This is a genomic window from Streptomyces sp. HM190 (assembly GCF_009857135.1).
GTDB classification, from domain to species: domain Bacteria; phylum Actinomycetota; class Actinomycetes; order Streptomycetales; family Streptomycetaceae; genus Streptomyces; species Streptomyces heilongjiangensis.
This window is the reverse complement of record NZ_CP047318.1, coordinates 7,279,726-7,295,838: the sequence shown is the minus strand read 5'-3', so window position 1 is coordinate 7,295,838 and position 16,113 is coordinate 7,279,726. Positions and strand designations below refer to the sequence as shown.

The following is a 16,113-nucleotide window of genomic DNA, read 5'->3' as shown; positions in this document are numbered from 1 at the left end:
CAGGCCGTGGCGTGCACGGCTCGACATCCTCCGTCCTGGGAGACCTGACAGATGAAGAAACGCGCGACCGCCCTGTGCGGTGCCGCCGCTGTGCTGGCCGGGATGGTCACGGCGGTCCCCGCCGACGCGAGCGGCGGCCCCGCGGCCGCACCGGTGGCGAAGCTCTCCTGGAAGAAGTGCGCCACCAGCGCGTATCCGACCCTCCAGTGCGCCTCCCTGAAGGTGCCGCTGGACCACGCCGACCCGGGGGGCAGGAAGATCACGCTCGCCCTGTCGCGCGTGCCGCACACCGCGAAGAAGTACCAGGGCCCGCTGCTGGTCAACCCCGGCGGCCCCGGCGGCAGCGGACTCACCCTGGCGGGCTACCTCGCCTCCTCCCTGCCGAAGAAGGTCGCCGCGCAGTACGACGTCATCGGCTTCGACCCGCGCGGCGTCGGTCACAGCAAGCCCGCCCTGAACTGCCGGCCGGCCCAGTTCGCGCCGGTGCGCCCCGACTCCCTGCCGACCACCGGCAAGACGGAGAAGGCGAACCTGAAGCGCGCCGAGGACTTCGCCCGGGCGTGCGCCGCGAAGTACGGGGACGTGCTGCCGTACATCGACACGGTGAGCGCGGCCGAGGACATCGACGCCATCCGCGCGGCGCTCGGCGCGAGGAGGATCAACTACTTCGGGTACTCGTACGGCACCTATCTGGGCGCCGTGTACGCCAAGCTCCACCCGGACCGGGTACGGCGCGCGGTGCTGGACTCGGTCGTCGACCCCACCGGGGTCTGGTACGACAACAACCTCCTGCAGGACCACGCGTTCAACGACCGCCACCGGGCGCTGATGGCCTGGATCGCCCGGCACGACCGGACCTACCGGCTCGGCACCGATCCGCGCGAGGTCGAGGACGCGTGGTACGCGATGCGCTCGGCGCTGGCCAGGAAGCCCGCGGACGGGAAGGTGGGCGCCTCCGAACTGGAGGACACCTTCATGCCCGGCGGGTACTACAACGGCTACTGGCCCGATCTCGCCGCCGCGTTCGCGGCGTTCGTGAACAAGAAGGACGACGACCCGCTCGTCGAGGCGTACGAGAACTTCGGCGCCGTCGACGCCGGCGGCGCCAACGGCTACAGCGTCTACACCGCGGTGCAGTGCCGTGACGCGCGCTGGCCGCGCGACTGGGACCGCTGGCGCGAGGACAACTGGGAGGTGTACCGGAAGGCACCCTTCATGACCTGGAACAACGCCTGGTACAACGCGCCGTGCGCGTTCTGGCCCACGGCGTCCCTCGACCCGGTGGACGTCTCCAACGACGCGCTGCCCCCGGTCCTGCTCTTCCAGGCCACCGACGACGCCGCCACCCCGTACGAGGGCGGCGTCATGACCCACCACCTGCTGCGCCGCTCCAGCCTCGTGGTCGAGGAGGGCGGTGGGAACCACGGCATCACCCTCAGCGGGAACACCTGCCTGGACCGGCATCTGACGGCCTATCTGACCGACGGCACGGTGCCGCGCGGCACCGGCGAGGTCGACGCGGTGTGCAAGAGGCTGCCCGACCCCAAGCCGCGGAAGGCCAAGGCGGCGTCCGCGGCGTCCCGCGGCTCGACCCTGCACGGCCTGCTGGGCTTCCGCGGCTGACCCGGCCCGGCGGCCCTGTCGGGGAGCGGGGAGATCCCCGCTCCCCGCAGCGGGCGTGCGCCTAGGCTGCTGCCCCATGGACGATCTTCAGGACCTTCATGTCAGGCACATGACCGTGGCTGACTGCCGTGCCGTCGCCGAGATCCGGGTCGGCGGCTGGCGCACGGCCTACGCGGGGCTCGTCCCGCGGTCCTACCTCGACGGGCTGGACGTGACCGCGGACGCCGAGAAGCGGCGCGCCCTGCTCCTCAAGCCGGGCAACCCGGTGGTCGACCTGGTCGCCGAGCGCGCCGGGGAGGTACTGGGCTGGGCGGCGTACGGACCGTACCGGGAGGGCGACGCCCGCACCGGGGACGCCGAGTTGTACGCGCTCTACGTACGACCGGGCCACCTCGGGGGCGGCGTCGGCGGTGCGCTGCTGCGGGCGTCGCTCGACCGCTGCCGGACCGCCGGGCACCCCCGGGTGCTCCTGTGGGTGCTCAAGGAGAACGTCCGGGCCCGCCGCTTCTACGAGCGGCACGGCTTCGCGCCGGACGGCACCGAGGAGCCGTTCGAGGTGGACGGGGTGGAGATACCGGAACTGCGGTACGCCCTCCGGACGGGGCCCGGCGGCAGCACCCCCTGAGCGGCGCGGGAGTCGCGCGACGCCCCTCGCGCGCCCGGCGACGCCCCGCGGGGCGTCAGCGCTGTCGCGGGATCCTGGCCAGGGCGTGCACCGCGGCCTCCGCCAGAGCCGGGTGTGCGAGCGCCTCTCCGAGGACCCCTCTGGCCCGGGCGTCGCCGAGCGCCCCGAGACCTTCCACGCACGCCAGGGCCACCCGGCGGTAGGGGTCGTGCGGGGTGAGCCGGCGTTCGAGGGTGGTGATCAGCGCGGGCACGGCCTCGGGAGCGCGGAGCTCGACGAGCAGGCGGACCGGGTGGAGGGCGTAGGCGACGCGCAGTTCGTTGGTGGCGAGGGCGGCGGCCGCGCGGGCGGTGCGGGGGTCGCCGAGCCGGGCCAGGGCGTGGGCGGCCGAGGCGCAGCGGGGCGGGTCGCGGTGGTTGAGGAGCAGCACGAGCGCCTCGAAGGCCCGCCGGTCCCCCGCCACCCCGAGCCGGAAGGCGGCCACCTCGCGGGCCCACAGGGGCTGTCCGGGTTCGGTGAGCACGGCGGCCAGTTCGTCGGTGTCCTCGGTGGCGAGGAGCCGTTCGCAGCCGGCCGTTCCGCCCGACTCGTTCCGCACACGCTCCGTGAGCGATCGCAACGCTTCGTCCATACCGTCGAGATTACGGGCGGGGCCCGGCCGCAGGGACCTACATCACCAAGACGAACCCCTGGCGCGCTCGTTACCCACCGGTTAAGCTCAGACGAGCGAGTTACCCACTCGTGTTCGCTTCGACGGTCTGGTGACGCGGCCGTCGTGAGCGCAGTCGGTTCTGTACGCGCAGTACCGCAGTGCGACTCGGCCTCGGGACAGGGCCGGTCGGTTCAGCCGCTCCGCCCGGGCGTGTGCACGCCCACGGCCGCGGCACCGGGCGTGTGCGCTCGCAGCCCGGCAGCACCCGCACTCCACGCGCTGGTCGCGCCTCCTCGGCGTACCCGGGCGCTTCCTCAGTCGTCACCCTCATCCCTGGAGTCCCGCGATGGCCGCTCCCCTGTCCGACTCGCCCCTGTCCCAGCAGTCCCCTCTCACCACGGTCGCCGTCGTCGGCCTCGGCACCATGGGCACCGGCATCGCCGAGGTGCTGACCCGGGCCGGCCGCGAGGTCATCGGTATCGACATCAGCGAGGCGGCCGCCGCACGGGCCGTCGCGGCGCTGGAGTCCTCGACGGAGCGTGCCGTGGCCCGCGGGCGGATCACCGAGCGGGAACGCGGTGACGCCCTCGCCCGCTTCCGCACCTTCACCGACCTGCGGGCCGCCGCCGACGCCGACCTGGTGATCGAGGTGGTGCCGGAGTCGTACGACATCAAGCAGCAGGTCTTCCGGGAGCTGGACGCGATCGTGCGGCCCGAGACGGTGCTCGCCACCGGCACCAACGCCCTGTCGGTGACCCGGCTGGCCGCCGACTCCGCGCGTCCGGAGCGGGTGCTGGGGCTGCACTTCTTCAACCCGGCGCCCGCGATGAAGCTGGTCGAGGTCGTCTCCTCGGTGCTGACCGCGCCGCAGGCCGTCGCGGCCGTCACCGACCTCGCGCTGGACCTGGGCAAGGAGCCCGTCGCGGTCGGCGACCGACCCGGTTTCGTCGCCGACGGACTGCTGTTCGGCTACCTCAACCAGGCGGCCGCCATGTACGAGGCCAAGTACGCCTCCCGTGAGGACATCGACGCGGCGATGCGGCTCGGCTGCGGGCTGCCGATGGGCCCGCTGGCGCTGCTCGACCTGATCGGCATCGACACCGCCCGTACGGTCCTGGACGCCATGTACGCGGCCTCGCACGACCGGCTGCACGCGCCGGCGCCCATCCTCAAGCAGCTCAGCGAGGCGGGCCTGACGGGCCGCAAGTCGGGGCGCGGCTTCTACACCTACGAGGCGCCCGGCTCCGCGACCGTCGTGCGGGACGCGCTGACGCCGTTGGAGGGGGTCGCCACGGCCCCCGGGCGCACGGTCCGCTCGGTCGGTGTCGCGGGCTCCGGGACCATGGCGTCCGGGATCGCCGAGGTGTTCGCCAGGGCCGGCCACCGGGTCGTCCTGGCCGCGCGCAGCGAGGAGAAGGCGCAGGCCGCCAAGGCCCGTATCGGCAAGTCGCTGTCGCGGTCGGTGGACAAGGGCCGGATGACGGTCGAGGCGGCCGCCGAGACCCTGGACCGGATCACCCCGGCGGGCTCGTACGACGCGTTCGCGGACGTCGATCTGGCGCTGGAGGCGGTGGCGGAGGACCTGGAGGTCAAGCGGCAGTTGTTCGCGACCCTCGACAAGGTCTGCAAGCCGGGGGCGATCCTCGCCACCACCACGTCCTCGCTGCCGGTCGTGGCCTGCGCCCGCGCCACCTCGCGCCCGCAGGACGTGATCGGGATGCACTTCTTCAACCCGGCGCCCGCGATGAAGCTGGTCGAGGTGGTCCGCACGGTCCTGACCGCCGAGGACGTGCACGCCACCGTCCGCGAACTGTGCGGCACCATCCGCAAGCACCCGGTGGACTGCGGCGACCGGGCCGGGTTCATCGTGAACGCGCTGCTGTTCCCGTACCTGAACAACGCGATCAAGATGGTGCAGGAGCACTACGCCACGCTGGACGACATCGACGCGGCGATGAAGCTGGGCGGCGGCTACCCGATGGGTCCGTTCGAACTGCTGGACGTGGTGGGGCTGGACGTCTCGCTGGCCATCGAGAAGGTCCTGCACCGCGAGTTCCGCGACCCGGGACTCGCCCCCGCGCCACTGCTGGAGCACCTGGTGGCCGCGGGCTGCCTCGGCCGCAAGACCGGCCGCGGCTTCCGCGAATATGCCAAGCGCTGAGCGGCCGGGCGACTGGCTCCCCGAGGGCACGGACTGGGGCGGACTGCTCACCCCGGGCGGCCGGTCCGTGCCCTCCGGCACCCGCACTCCCCCGCCCTCGCGGGGCGGGGGAATCGGTGGACCTGCGCACTCTCCCGCGCGCATGCAGTACGTTCGGGGCATGTCCCAGCCCGCCAGGTCCTCACGTACACCAGTTACGCCCGACGCGCCGGAGAGTGCCGCGGGCAGTCGTGCCGCCGCCCAACGGCTCAAGATGCGCCGGGAACTGGCGGCCGCGGCCATGGAGCTGTTCTCGACCAAGGGGTACGAGGCGACCACCGTCGACGAGATCGCGGCGGCGGCCGGGGTCGCCCGCCGCACCTTCTTCCGCCACTTCCGCTCCAAGGAAGAGGCGATCTTCCCGGACCACGACGACACCCTGATCCGCGCCGAGGCGGTGCTCAACGCGGCACCGGCGCACGAGCACCCGCTCGACACGGTGTGCCGGGGCATCAAGGAAGTCATGAAGATGTACGCGGCGCGGCCCGAGATCTCGGTCGCCCGCTACAAGCTCACCCGCGAGGTCCCCACCCTGCGCGAGGCCGAGATCGCCTCCGTCGCCCGCTACGAGCGCCTCTTCACCCGCTATCTGCTGGGTCACTTCGACGAGCACGCCCATGTCGACGACGGCAACGACGACCCGCTGCTCGCCGAGGTCGCCGCGTCGGCGGTCGTCACCGCCCACAACCACGTCCTGCGCCGCTGGCTCCGCTCCGGCGGCCAGGGCGACGTGGAGACCCAGCTCGACCACGCGTTCGCCATCGTCCGCAGGACCTTCGGCACCGGCATCGGCGCCGGCCGCTCCATGACCCCGGAGCGGGCCGCCGCGACGGCCTCCACCCACGGCGAGGTCCTGGTGACCGTCGCCCGCACGGACGCCCCCCTCGACGAGGTCATGCGCACCATCGAGGAGGCCCTCCGGGACCGCTGACAGCTCCCGCGGGGCCTTCGAAACCCCCCTTTACCGATCGGTAACTGTGATGACGGCCACCCCACCGGGTGGCCGTTTTGGCACGTCAGAGGCCCTTTTACGCCCCCGTCTGATCGATCATCGCTCAGGTGTTGCGTAAAGATTTCACCTGAGCGAACTTTCTGGCACTCGGTGCCTTGCGGGGTGACACGGCGTGCCATACGTTGAGGGTGTCCGGGCGGCCGGCGAACAGCGGGAACCCGTACGCCGACTGTCCCCGCGGGCCACGTGCCTGCGCGTCCGGACGCCTGCGTCACAGGCACCCTTCCGCGCCACAAAGCGCCGCCGAGAGCACCACCCCTCCGCCGAACCGACGGCACCACCGGAACAGAACCGCAGTACCCCGACGTAACCCTCAACAGCGTCCTTCCCCGGACGCTCGTCGCCGGAGGCACCACCGTGAAGGAAATCCTGGACGCGATCCAGTCGCCGGAGTCCACGTCCGCCGACTTCGCCGCCCTGCCGCTCCCCGAGTCGTACCGCGCGATCACCGTGCACAAGGACGAGACGGAGATGTTCGCGGGCATGACGACCCGCGAGAAGGACCCGCGCAAGTCGATCCACCTCGACCAGGTTCCACTGCCGGAGCTGGGCCCGGGCGAGGCCCTGGTGGCCGTGATGGCCTCCTCGGTCAACTACAACTCGGTGTGGACCTCGATCTTCGAGCCGCTGTCGACCTTCGGGTTCCTGGAGCGCTACGGCCGCACCAGCGAGCTGGCCAGGCGCCACGACCTGCCGTACCACATCATCGGCTCCGACCTCGCCGGCGTCGTCCTGCGCACCGGCCCCGGCGTCAACGCCTGGCAGCCCGGTGACGAGGTCGTCGCGCACTGCCTGAGCGTCGAACTGGAGTCCAGCGACGGCCACAACGACACCATGCTCGACCCCGAGCAGCGCATCTGGGGCTTCGAGACCAACTTCGGCGGTCTCGCCGAGATCGCGCTGGTCAAGTCCAACCAGCTGATGCCGAAGCCGGACCACCTCAGCTGGGAGGAGGCCGCCGCCCCGGGTCTGGTCAACTCCACCGCGTACCGGCAGCTCGTCTCCCGCAACGGCGCCGGCATGAAGCAGGGCGACAACGTCCTGATCTGGGGCGCCAGCGGCGGACTCGGCTCCTACGCCACGCAGTTCGCGCTCGCGGGCGGCGCCAACCCGGTCTGCGTCGTCTCCTCGCCGCAGAAGGCGGAGATCTGCCGGGCCATGGGCGCCGAGGCGATCATCGACCGCACCGCCGAGGGCTACCGGTTCTGGAAGGACGAGACCACCCAGGACCCCAAGGAGTGGAAGCGCTTCGGCAAGCGCATCCGCGAGCTGACCGGCGGCGAGGACATCGACATCGTCTTCGAGCACCCCGGCCGCGAGACCTTCGGCGCCTCGGTGTTCGTCACCCGCAAGGGCGGCACCATCACCACCTGCGCGTCGACCTCGGGCTACATGCACGAGTACGACAACCGCTACCTGTGGATGTCGCTGAAGCGGATCATCGGCTCGCACTTCGCCAACTACCGCGAGGCCTGGGAGGCCAACCGGCTGATCGCGAAGGGCAAGATCCACCCGACCCTGTCGAAGGTGTACTCCCTGGAGGACACCGGTCAGGCCGCGTACGACGTGCACCGCAACCTCCACCAGGGCAAGGTCGGCGTGCTCTGCCTGGCCCCCGAGGAGGGGCTGGGCGTGCGCGACCAGGCCAAGCGCGACCAGCACATCGACGCCATCAACCGGTTCCGGAACATCTGAGACACCCGGGAGCACAGATGACTGAGCGTCAGCCCGCGGCTGCGCCTGAGGGCGCGCCCCCCGCGGCGGAGCCGCTGCTCGACACGGTGGAAGAGACGCAGGCAAGGGAGCGCAGCGACCGCGGACCGAGGAACGTCGACGCGGGCACCCAGCGCTCCCAGGCCCGGCCGCAGAGGGAAAAGGACCGGCCGTGGCTCATGCGCACGTACGCCGGCCACTCCACGGCGGAGGCGTCCAACGAGCTGTACCGGCGCAACCTCGCCAAGGGCCAGACCGGTCTGTCGGTGGCGTTCGACCTGCCGACGCAGACCGGCTACGACTCCGACCACATCCTCGCCCGCGGCGAGGTCGGCCGGGTCGGCGTGCCGGTCGCGCACCTCGGTGACATGCGCCGGCTGTTCCAGGACATCCCCCTGGAGCAGATGAACACCTCGATGACCATCAACGCCACCGCCATGTGGCTGCTGGCGCTCTACCAGGTCGTCGCCGAGGAGCAGGGTGCCGACATCACCAGGCTCCAGGGCACGACCCAGAACGACATCGTCAAGGAATACCTGTCGCGGGGAACCCATGTCTTCCCGCCGGAGCCCTCACTCCGGCTGACGACGGACATGATCGCGTACACGGTCTCCCACATCCCGAAGTGGAACCCGATCAACATCTGCAGCTACCACCTGCAGGAGGCGGGCGCCACACCGGTCCAGGAGATCGCGTACGCGATGTCCACCGCGATCGCGGTTCTCGACGCCGTACGCGACTCGGGGCAGGTGCCCGAGGAGAAGTTCGGGGACGTCGTGGCCCGCATCTCCTTCTTCGTGAACGCGGGCGTCCGCTTCATCGAGGAGATGTGCAAGATGCGGGCGTTCGGGCGGATCTGGGACCGGATCACGCGCGAGCGGTACGGCATCGAGAACCCCAAGCAGCGCCGCTTCCGGTACGGCGTCCAGGTCAACTCCCTCGGGCTGACCGAGGCGCAGCCCGAGAACAACGTCCAGCGGATCGTGCTGGAGATGCTGGCCGTGACGCTGTCGAAGGACGCCCGTGCGCGGGCCGTGCAGCTGCCCGCCTGGAACGAGGCGCTGGGCCTGCCCCGGCCGTGGGACCAGCAGTGGTCGCTGCGCATCCAGCAGGTGCTGGCGCACGAGAGCGACCTGCTGGAGTACGCGGACATCTTCGACGGCTCCCACGTCATCGAGGCGAAGGTCGCCGCGCTGGTCGAGGAGTCGCTCGCCGAGATCGAGCGGATCCAGGAGATGGGCGGCGCGATGGCCGCCGTCGAGTCCGGCTATCTGAAGTCGCAGCTCGTCGCCTCGCACGCCGAGCGCCGGGCCCGGATCGAGTCCGGCCAGGAGAAGATCGTCGGCGTCAACATCTTCGAGACGACCGAGCCGAACCCCCTGACCGCCGACCTCGACACCGCGATCCAGACGGTCGACCCGGCCGTCGAGGCCCGGGTCATCGCCTCCCTCCAGCACTGGCGGGACACGCGCTACCAGCCGCCCTTCAACCACCCGCGCCCCTGCAAGGCGCTGGAACGGCTCAAGGAGGCCGCGAAGGGCACCGACAACCTCATGGAGGCCACCCTGGAGTGCGCCCGCGCCGGGGTCACGACCGGCGAGTGGGCCGGGGCCCTGCGTGAGGTGTTCGGTGAGTTCCGCGCCCCGACCGGTGTCTCCTCCGCCCCGGTCGCGGTCGCGGCCGAGGAGGGCTCGGCACTGTCCGGGGTCCGCCGCAAGGTGGAGCTGACCGCGGGGGACCTCGGGGTCGGCAAGCTCCGCTTCCTGGTGGGCAAGCCGGGGCTGGACGGGCACTCCAACGGGGCCGAGCAGATCGCCGTGCGGGCCCGTGACGCCGGGTTCGAGGTGGTCTACCAGGGCATCCGGCTCACGCCCGAGCAGATCGTGGACGCGGCCCTCGCCGAGGACGTGCACGCGGTGGGGCTGTCCATCCTCTCCGGGTCGCACGCGCAGCTCGTCCCCGACGTCCTGGAGCGGCTGCGGGAGGCCGGCGCCACCGACATCCCGGTGATCGCCGGCGGGATCATCCCGAACGCCGACGCCGAGCAGCTCAGGGCCGCCGGAGTGGCCGCCGTGTTCACCCCGAAGGACTTCGACATCACCGGGATCATCGGCCGTATCGTCGACGAGATCCGCAAGGCCAACAAGCTCGACCCCCTGGAGGTCCCCGCATGACCGCCCGCCCGTCGCCCGCCACCGCCCTTCCAGCGAGCGGCTCCGCCGCGCACCCCTTCAACCGTCTCCGCCCGCGGCGTTCCTGCCTGGCCGTACCGGGCTCGAACCCCCGCTTCCTGGAGAAGGCGCAGGGCCTCCCGGCGGACCAGGTCTTCCTCGACCTGGAGGACGCGTGTGCCCCCCTCGCCAAGCCCGAGGCGCGGCACACCATCGTCAAGTTCCTCAACGAGGGCGACTGGACCGGCAAGACACGGGTCGTGCGGGTCAACGACTGGACGACGGAGTGGACGTACCGCGATGTCGTGACGGTCGTCGAGGGGGCCGGCCAGAACCTCGACTGCATCATGCTGCCGAAGGTGCAGACGGCCCAGCAGGTCGTCGCCCTCGACCTCCTGCTCACCCAGATCGAGAAGACGATGGGCTTCGAGGTCGGCAGGATCGGCATCGAGGCGCAGATCGAGAACGCGCAGGGTCTGAACAACGTCAACGAGATCGCGCAGGCCTCCCCGCGCGTCGAGACGATCATCTTCGGCCCGGCCGACTTCATGGCGTCGATCAACATGAAGTCGCTGGTCGTGGGCGAGCAGCCGCCCGGCTACCCGGCGGACGCCTACCACTACATCCTGATGAAGATCCTGATGGCCGCCCGCGCCAACGACCTCCAGGCGATCGACGGCCCCTACCTGCAGATCCGCAACGTCGAGGGCTACCGTGAGGTCGCCCAGCGTGCGGCCGCCCTCGGTTTCGACGGCAAGTGGGTGCTGCACCCGGGCCAGGTCGAGGCGTCCAACGAGATCTTCTCGCCCTCCCAGGAGGACTTCGACCACGCCGAGCTGATCCTGGACGCGTACGACTACTACACGTCCGAGGCGGGCGGCAAGAAGGGCTCGGCGATGCTCGGCGACGAGATGATCGACGAGGCCAGCCGCAAGATGGCGCTGGTCATCTCCGGCAAGGGGCGGGCGGCGGGCATGACCCGGACGTCGAAGTTCGAGATCCCGGAGGCCTGAGCGCGATGCAGTTCGGACGCACCTACGAGGAGTTCGAGGTCGGGGCCGTCTACAAGCACTGGCCCGGGAAGACGGTCACGGAGTACGACGACCATCTCTTCTGTCTGCTCACCATGAACCACCACCCGCTCCACATGGACGCGAACTACGCCGAGAGCACGACGGACTTCGGCAAGAACGTCGTCGTCGGCAACTACATCTACTCGCTGCTGCTGGGCATGTCCGTCCCGGACGTCTCCGGCAAGGCGATCGCGAACCTGGAGATCGAGTCGCTGCGGCACGTGGCGCCGACCTTCCACGGCGACACGATCTACGGCGAGACGACCGTGCTGGACAAATGGCCGTCGAAGTCGAAGAACGACCGCGGCATCGTCCATGTCGAGACCAAGGGCTACAAGCAGGACGGCACCCTCGTGTGCGTCTTCCGCCGCAAGGTGATGGTGCCCACCGAGACGTATATCAAGGAGCGCGGCGGTGAGCAGCCCGGCCGCCCGGAGCCGACCGCCCCTTCGGAGAAGACGGAGAAGTAGCCATGGCGCGACTCGCCCAGACCCACGGCCTCACGGACGTCCAGCAGGAGATCCTGTCCACCGTCCGCGACTTCGTGGACAAGGAGATCATCCCGGTCGCGACCGAGTTGGAGCACCGCGACGAGTACCCGCAAGCGATCGTCGACGGGCTCAAGGAGCTGGGTCTGTTCGGTCTGATGATCCCCGAGGAGTACGGGGGTCTGGGCGAGTCCCTCCTCACGTACGCGCTGTGCGTGGAGGAGATCGCCCGCGGCTGGATGTCCGTGTCCGGGATCATCAACACGCACTTCATCGTGGCGTACATGCTCAAGCAGCACGGCACCGAGGAGCAGAAGGAGTACTTCCTGCCGCGCATGGCGGCCGGCGAGGTCCGCGGCGCCTTCTCGATGTCGGAGCCGGCGCTCGGCTCGGATGTGTCGGCGATCACATCGAAGGCGGTCAAGGACGGCGACGACTACGTCCTGAACGGTCAGAAGATGTGGCTGACGAACGGCGGGACGTCAACACTGGTCGCCGTCCTCGTACGAAGTGACGAAGGACACCCCGAGGGCACGGCGCCGCACAAGTCGATGACGACCTTCCTGGTCGAGAAGGAGCCCGGCTTCGGAGAGGTCCGGCCCGGCCTCACCATTCCCGGGAAGATCGACAAGATGGGCTACAAGGGCGTCGACACGACCGAACTCATCATGGACGGACTGCGCATTCCGGCCAATCGTGTCCTGGGCGGCACCACCGGCCGAGGGTTTTACCAAATGATGGACGGTGTCGAGGTGGGCCGGGTGAATGTCGCCGCCCGTGGCTGCGGTGTCGCTCAGCGTGCGTTCGAGCTGGGTGTTCGGTACGCCCAGCAGCGCCACACCTTCGGCAAGCAGATCGCGCAGCACCAGGCGATCCAGTTCAAGCTGGCCGAGATGGCTACCAAGGTCGAGGCCGCCCATGCCATGATGGTGAACGCAGCACGCAAAAAGGACTCGGGCGAACGAAACGACCTCGAAGCAGGGATGGCGAAGTACCTCGCCTCCGAATACTGCAAGGAGGTCGTCGAGGACGCCTTCCGGATCCACGGCGGCTACGGCTTCTCCAAGGAGTACGAGATCGAGCGCCTCTACCGTGAGGCCCCGATGCTGCTCATCGGTGAAGGTACCGCCGAAATCCAGAAAATGATCATCGGTCGCCGGCTTCTCGAGGAGTATCGATTCCAGGGCTAGTCCAGGGTCGAATGTCTGGTTCGGGGTGTTTTCTTCGAGAAGAAGATCACACCCCGTCAGCGCTGTTCGGCCGTCGACTCGGCTTCCTGGCTTGCCCAGTTGCGGCCCGCGACCGGTACGATCCCCGGAAAGCCGCCGTCCCCTGTCACCGCGCGGCATCATCCGCTACGAAGGTCATCCATGCCCCACAGCCAAACCTCTGCACCTCGCGACAGCCTCGCTGGCGTACGGCTCGCGCGCGGAGCATCGCCGTGGCTTCTCCCGACCGTCGCCACCGCAGCACTCAGCCTCGCCCGCTCGCGCCGCTCCGGCGTCGCCCGGGCCGTGGCCGTCCCCGCCACCGCGCTGGCGGCGGGCATGCTGTGGTTCTTCCGCGACCCCGAGCGTGAGATCGCCCAGGGCCGGGTCATCTCGCCCGCCGACGGAGTGGTGCAGAGCATCATGCCGTGGAAGGACGGCCGGACCCGCGTCGCGATCTTCATGAGCCCGCTCAACGTCCACGTGAACCGCGCGCCGCTCTCCGGCACGGTGACGTCCGTCGAGCACATCCCGGGCGGGTTCGTCCCGGCGTTCAACAAGGAGAGCGAGAACAACGAGCGCGTCGTCTGGCACTTCGACACCGAACTCGGTGACATCGAGATGATCCAGATCGCCGGCGCCGTGGCTCGCCGCATCGTTCCGTACGTTCCCGAGGGCACCAAGGTCGAGCAGGGTGACCGGATCGGGCTGATCCGCTTCGGTTCGCGGGTCGACATCTACCTGCCCGAGGGTGTGGAGGTCGACGTCGAGGTGGGGCAGAAGACCGTGGCTGGGGTGACTCGCATTGACCGTGATTGATCCTGATACACAGGCCGGGAAGACGAGCCCGGCCACCGACTGGGTGCCGGAGGTCGACGAGGCGGAGGACGACGCGGAGGAGATGCCGCTGTCGCTGCGCCTGTCGATAGCGGACACCCTGACCCTGGGCAACGCCACGTGCGGCTTCATGGCGGTGTACTTCACCACCACGGGCATCCTGATCCCGCACCTCACCGGCAGCCAGGAGACGGGCATGGCCCGCCACAGCGCGGCCACCGCGGTCATCCTGATGCTCTGCGCGGCGATCTTCGACCTGTTCGACGGTCTGGTGGCGCGCAAGCTGCGCTCCTCGCCGATGGGCGCGGAGCTGGACAACCTCTCCGACCTGATCAGCTTCGGCCTGGCGCCGGCGTACTTCGTCCTCGTCTACGGCATGGTCGCGAACGACGCGCACCAGCGGGTGGCCGCGGTCGGTGCGATCGTCGTCCTGCTGGCCGTGGTGCTGAGGCTCGCGAGATTCTCCTGCGTGACGGTGAAGGACGGCACGTTCCAGGGCATGCCGTCGCCGTTCGGCGCGCTGACCGTGGTGTCGATCGTGCTCCTGGAGCTGCCGTTCGAGGCGACGCTCCTGGCGATCCTCGGCACGGCGTGGCTGATGGTGAGCCGGGTCGAGTACCCGAAGCCGCGGGGTGTCCTCGCGGTCGCGATGCTCTCCTGGATCGTCCTCTCCATGGGTCTGCTGGCGGCGTGGGCCTTCGCCGCCCCCGGCGGCCAGTTCCTGCTCCAGGCCGGCTGCGCCCTGCAGCTCGTCATGGGCGCGGTCATCCCCCTGTTCGCCACGGCCCGCCGGGTGAACAACTTCCGCGACAACCGGCGTGAGGCGCGGGCGGCCCAGCTGCCCTGACCCCCTCCGCCACCGACAGGTGTGGCCCGAGCCCTCCCGGCTCGGGCCACACCTGTTTTTCCGTTCAAAGGTGTCCGCGCGTTGCGCTTGACAGGGCAAACTACCTAGCGTGCGGGCACGATCGCTGATGGTGAGGGAGGGGTGCACGGTGGAAGAGGGGGTGATTTCCAGCGCCGTCACACGCACGCCGATGCCCGACGGCCCGTTCTTCTCCGTCCCCGAGGTCTACAAGGCCATCGGCGGCACCGGAAGCTGATGTTCTGCTTCGAGTGGCCGGGCCACCCCATGGTCCGGGAGACCACGGCGAAGAACGTCCACCAGTTCTCGAAGCTGTGGTTCAGGAACGGCACGGTGGACGGCCTCGGCAGCGGCAGCTGCTTCCGCGAACTCGACGGCAGTCTGATCCGGCTGCCCTGACGGATCGATCGGGCCGGCTCGCGTCGGACGGCGTCGGGTCGGATGGGGGCGCGTCGGATGGGGGCGGGTCAGGTCAGGAAGTCCCGGGCGATCCCCTCGGCCACCCGCTCCAGGATCGGGCCCGGGTCGGCGAGGCAGCGCCGTACATCCGGCTCGACCTCCGTCAGGGGGTACGCCCGGCGGATGCCCGCGCGGCCCAGCGCCTCCGGGGGCAGGACCAGGCGGCCGCAGACCGCCACGACCTCCTTGCCCGCGGCCCGTGCGGCCGCGGCGACCCCCGCGGGCGCCTTGCCGTGCAGCGTCTGCTCGTCGAGGGACCCCTCACCGGTGATCACCAGCGTGGCCCGGTCCAGGGCCCGCGCGAAGCCGAGGACGTCGAGCATCACCTCGATGCCGGGGCGGAAGCGGGCGCCGAGGACAAGGGCGCCGTAGCCGACGCCGCCCGCGGCGCCCGCGCCGGGCGCGCGGGCGAGCTCGGCGGCCCGGTCGCCGAGGGACTTCTCCAGGACCGCCGCGAAGTGCGCCAGCGCCTCGTCGAGGACCGTCACGTCCTCGGGGCTCGCGCCCTTCTGCGGGCCGTACACGGCGGGCGCCCCCTTGGGACCCGTCAGCGGGTTGTCGACGTCGCTCGCCAGGACGAGGTCGAGGGAGGCGAACCGGGGGTCCAGGTCCGACAGGTCCGCCGTCACCAGGTCGCGCAGTCCGCCGCCGCCCGGCCCGACGGGCTCGCCCGCCGCGTCCAGGAAGCGCGCGCCCAGGGCGGCGAGCATGCCCGCGCCGCCGTCCGTCGTGGCGCTGCCGCCCACCCCGAACACGATCGTGCGGGCGCCGGCGTCTAGGGCGGCGCGCAACAGCTCCCCGGAGCCGTACGTGGAGGCGGTGAGCGGCGCGAAGCCCCCCGGGGGCAGCAACTGCAGCCCGCTCGCCTCGGCCATCTCCACCACGGCGGTGTCGCCGCGCAACGCGTACGCGGCGGTGACGGGCTCACCCAGCGGGCCGGTCACCCGTACCTCGTGGCGGGTGAATCCGGCGGCGACCGCGGCGGCCACCGTGCCGTCTCCCCCGTCGGCCACCGGCAGCGCCTCGACCTGCAGGCCGGGCAGGACCCGGTGCAGACCGGCCGTCACCCGCTCGGCGACCTGGACGGCGGTGAGCGTGCCCTTGAACTTGTCCGCGGCGATCAGTACCCGCGGGATCCCCGTGCCGGTGTCCGTCCCGTCCACAGCGGCGTTCGCCACCTTGTGTTC

General features: G+C 70.6%; 14 protein-coding genes. 12 read left to right on the top strand and 2 right to left on the bottom strand.

What is annotated here, in order from left to right:
- Window positions 1–51: 51 nt before the first annotated feature.
- Both GSY65_RS31215 and GSY65_RS31210 read left to right on the top strand, forming a co-directional pair.
- Window positions 52–1,623 (top strand): alpha/beta hydrolase, encoded by a 1,572-nt coding sequence (locus GSY65_RS31215; RefSeq protein ID WP_159774855.1) that lies wholly within the window; start codon window positions 52–54, stop codon window positions 1,621–1,623.
- Window positions 1,624–1,699: 76 nt separating this feature from the next.
- On the top strand, window positions 1,700–2,248 hold the full coding sequence (locus tag GSY65_RS31210; RefSeq protein WP_159774853.1) for a GNAT family N-acetyltransferase: 549 nt from the start codon (window positions 1,700–1,702) through the stop codon (window positions 2,246–2,248).
- Window positions 2,249–2,303: 55 nt separating this feature from the next.
- Here GSY65_RS31210 and GSY65_RS31205 read toward each other — a convergent pair whose 3' ends face one another.
- On the bottom strand, window positions 2,304–2,879 hold the full coding sequence (locus GSY65_RS31205; RefSeq protein ID WP_159774851.1) for an adenylosuccinate lyase: 576 nt from the start codon (window positions 2,877–2,879) through the stop codon (window positions 2,304–2,306).
- A gap of 367 nt (window positions 2,880–3,246) precedes the next feature.
- On the opposite strand from GSY65_RS31205, the gene GSY65_RS31200 reads away from it, so the two are divergent.
- The 10 genes from GSY65_RS31200 to GSY65_RS31155 all read left to right on the top strand — a co-directional run bounded on the left by GSY65_RS31200 (window position 3,247) and on the right by GSY65_RS31155 (window position 14,866).
- Window positions 3,247–5,061 carry a 3-hydroxyacyl-CoA dehydrogenase family protein gene (locus GSY65_RS31200; protein ID WP_159774850.1) on the top strand — a complete coding sequence of 605 codons (1,815 nt, stop codon included), beginning with the start codon at window positions 3,247–3,249 and terminating at the stop codon, window positions 5,059–5,061.
- A gap of 142 nt (window positions 5,062–5,203) precedes the next feature.
- Window positions 5,204–6,031, top strand: a complete 828-nt coding sequence (locus GSY65_RS31195; protein ID WP_201452731.1) for a TetR family transcriptional regulator — start codon at window positions 5,204–5,206, stop codon at window positions 6,029–6,031.
- 438 nt (window positions 6,032–6,469) lie between these two features.
- On the top strand, window positions 6,470–7,807 hold the full coding sequence (gene ccrA, locus GSY65_RS31190) for a crotonyl-CoA carboxylase/reductase (protein ID WP_159774846.1): 1,338 nt from the start codon (window positions 6,470–6,472) through the stop codon (window positions 7,805–7,807).
- 17 nt (window positions 7,808–7,824) lie between these two features.
- The gene (locus tag GSY65_RS31185) at window positions 7,825–9,999 is read left to right on the top strand and encodes a protein meaA (RefSeq protein WP_268978237.1); all 2,175 of its coding nucleotides are present in this window, start codon (window positions 7,825–7,827) and stop codon (window positions 9,997–9,999) included.
- The gene (locus GSY65_RS31180) at window positions 9,996–11,009 is read left to right on the top strand and encodes an HpcH/HpaI aldolase/citrate lyase family protein (protein WP_236580139.1); all 1,014 of its coding nucleotides are present in this window, start codon (window positions 9,996–9,998) and stop codon (window positions 11,007–11,009) included. Before GSY65_RS31185 ends, GSY65_RS31180 begins: the two co-directional genes overlap by 4 nt.
- A 5-nt stretch (window positions 11,010–11,014) precedes the next feature.
- A complete protein-coding gene (locus GSY65_RS31175) occupies window positions 11,015–11,539 on the top strand; it encodes a MaoC family dehydratase (RefSeq protein ID WP_159774844.1) in 525 nt (174 codons plus the stop codon).
- A 2-nt stretch (window positions 11,540–11,541) separates the two neighbouring features.
- Window positions 11,542–12,747 carry an acyl-CoA dehydrogenase family protein gene (locus tag GSY65_RS31170; RefSeq protein ID WP_159774842.1) on the top strand — a complete coding sequence of 402 codons (1,206 nt, stop codon included), beginning with the start codon at window positions 11,542–11,544 and terminating at the stop codon, window positions 12,745–12,747.
- Between the two features lie 180 nt (window positions 12,748–12,927).
- A complete protein-coding gene (locus GSY65_RS31165; protein ID WP_159774840.1) occupies window positions 12,928–13,584 on the top strand; it encodes a phosphatidylserine decarboxylase in 657 nt (218 codons plus the stop codon).
- Window positions 13,571–14,449 carry a CDP-diacylglycerol--serine O-phosphatidyltransferase gene (gene pssA, locus GSY65_RS31160; RefSeq protein ID WP_159774838.1) on the top strand — a complete coding sequence of 293 codons (879 nt, stop codon included), beginning with the start codon at window positions 13,571–13,573 and terminating at the stop codon, window positions 14,447–14,449. The genes GSY65_RS31165 and pssA overlap by 14 nt, the downstream gene beginning before the upstream one ends.
- Window positions 14,450–14,704: 255 nt before the next feature.
- Entirely contained in the window at window positions 14,705–14,866 is a 162-nt protein-coding gene (locus GSY65_RS31155) for a hypothetical protein (protein ID WP_159774836.1), read from the top strand.
- A 68-nt stretch (window positions 14,867–14,934) separates the two neighbouring features.
- On the opposite strand, the gene GSY65_RS31150 is transcribed toward GSY65_RS31155, so the two are convergent.
- On the bottom strand, window positions 14,935–16,104 hold the full coding sequence (locus tag GSY65_RS31150) for a glycerate kinase (RefSeq protein WP_201452730.1): 1,170 nt from the start codon (window positions 16,102–16,104) through the stop codon (window positions 14,935–14,937).
- Window positions 16,105–16,113: the final 9 nt, after the last annotated feature.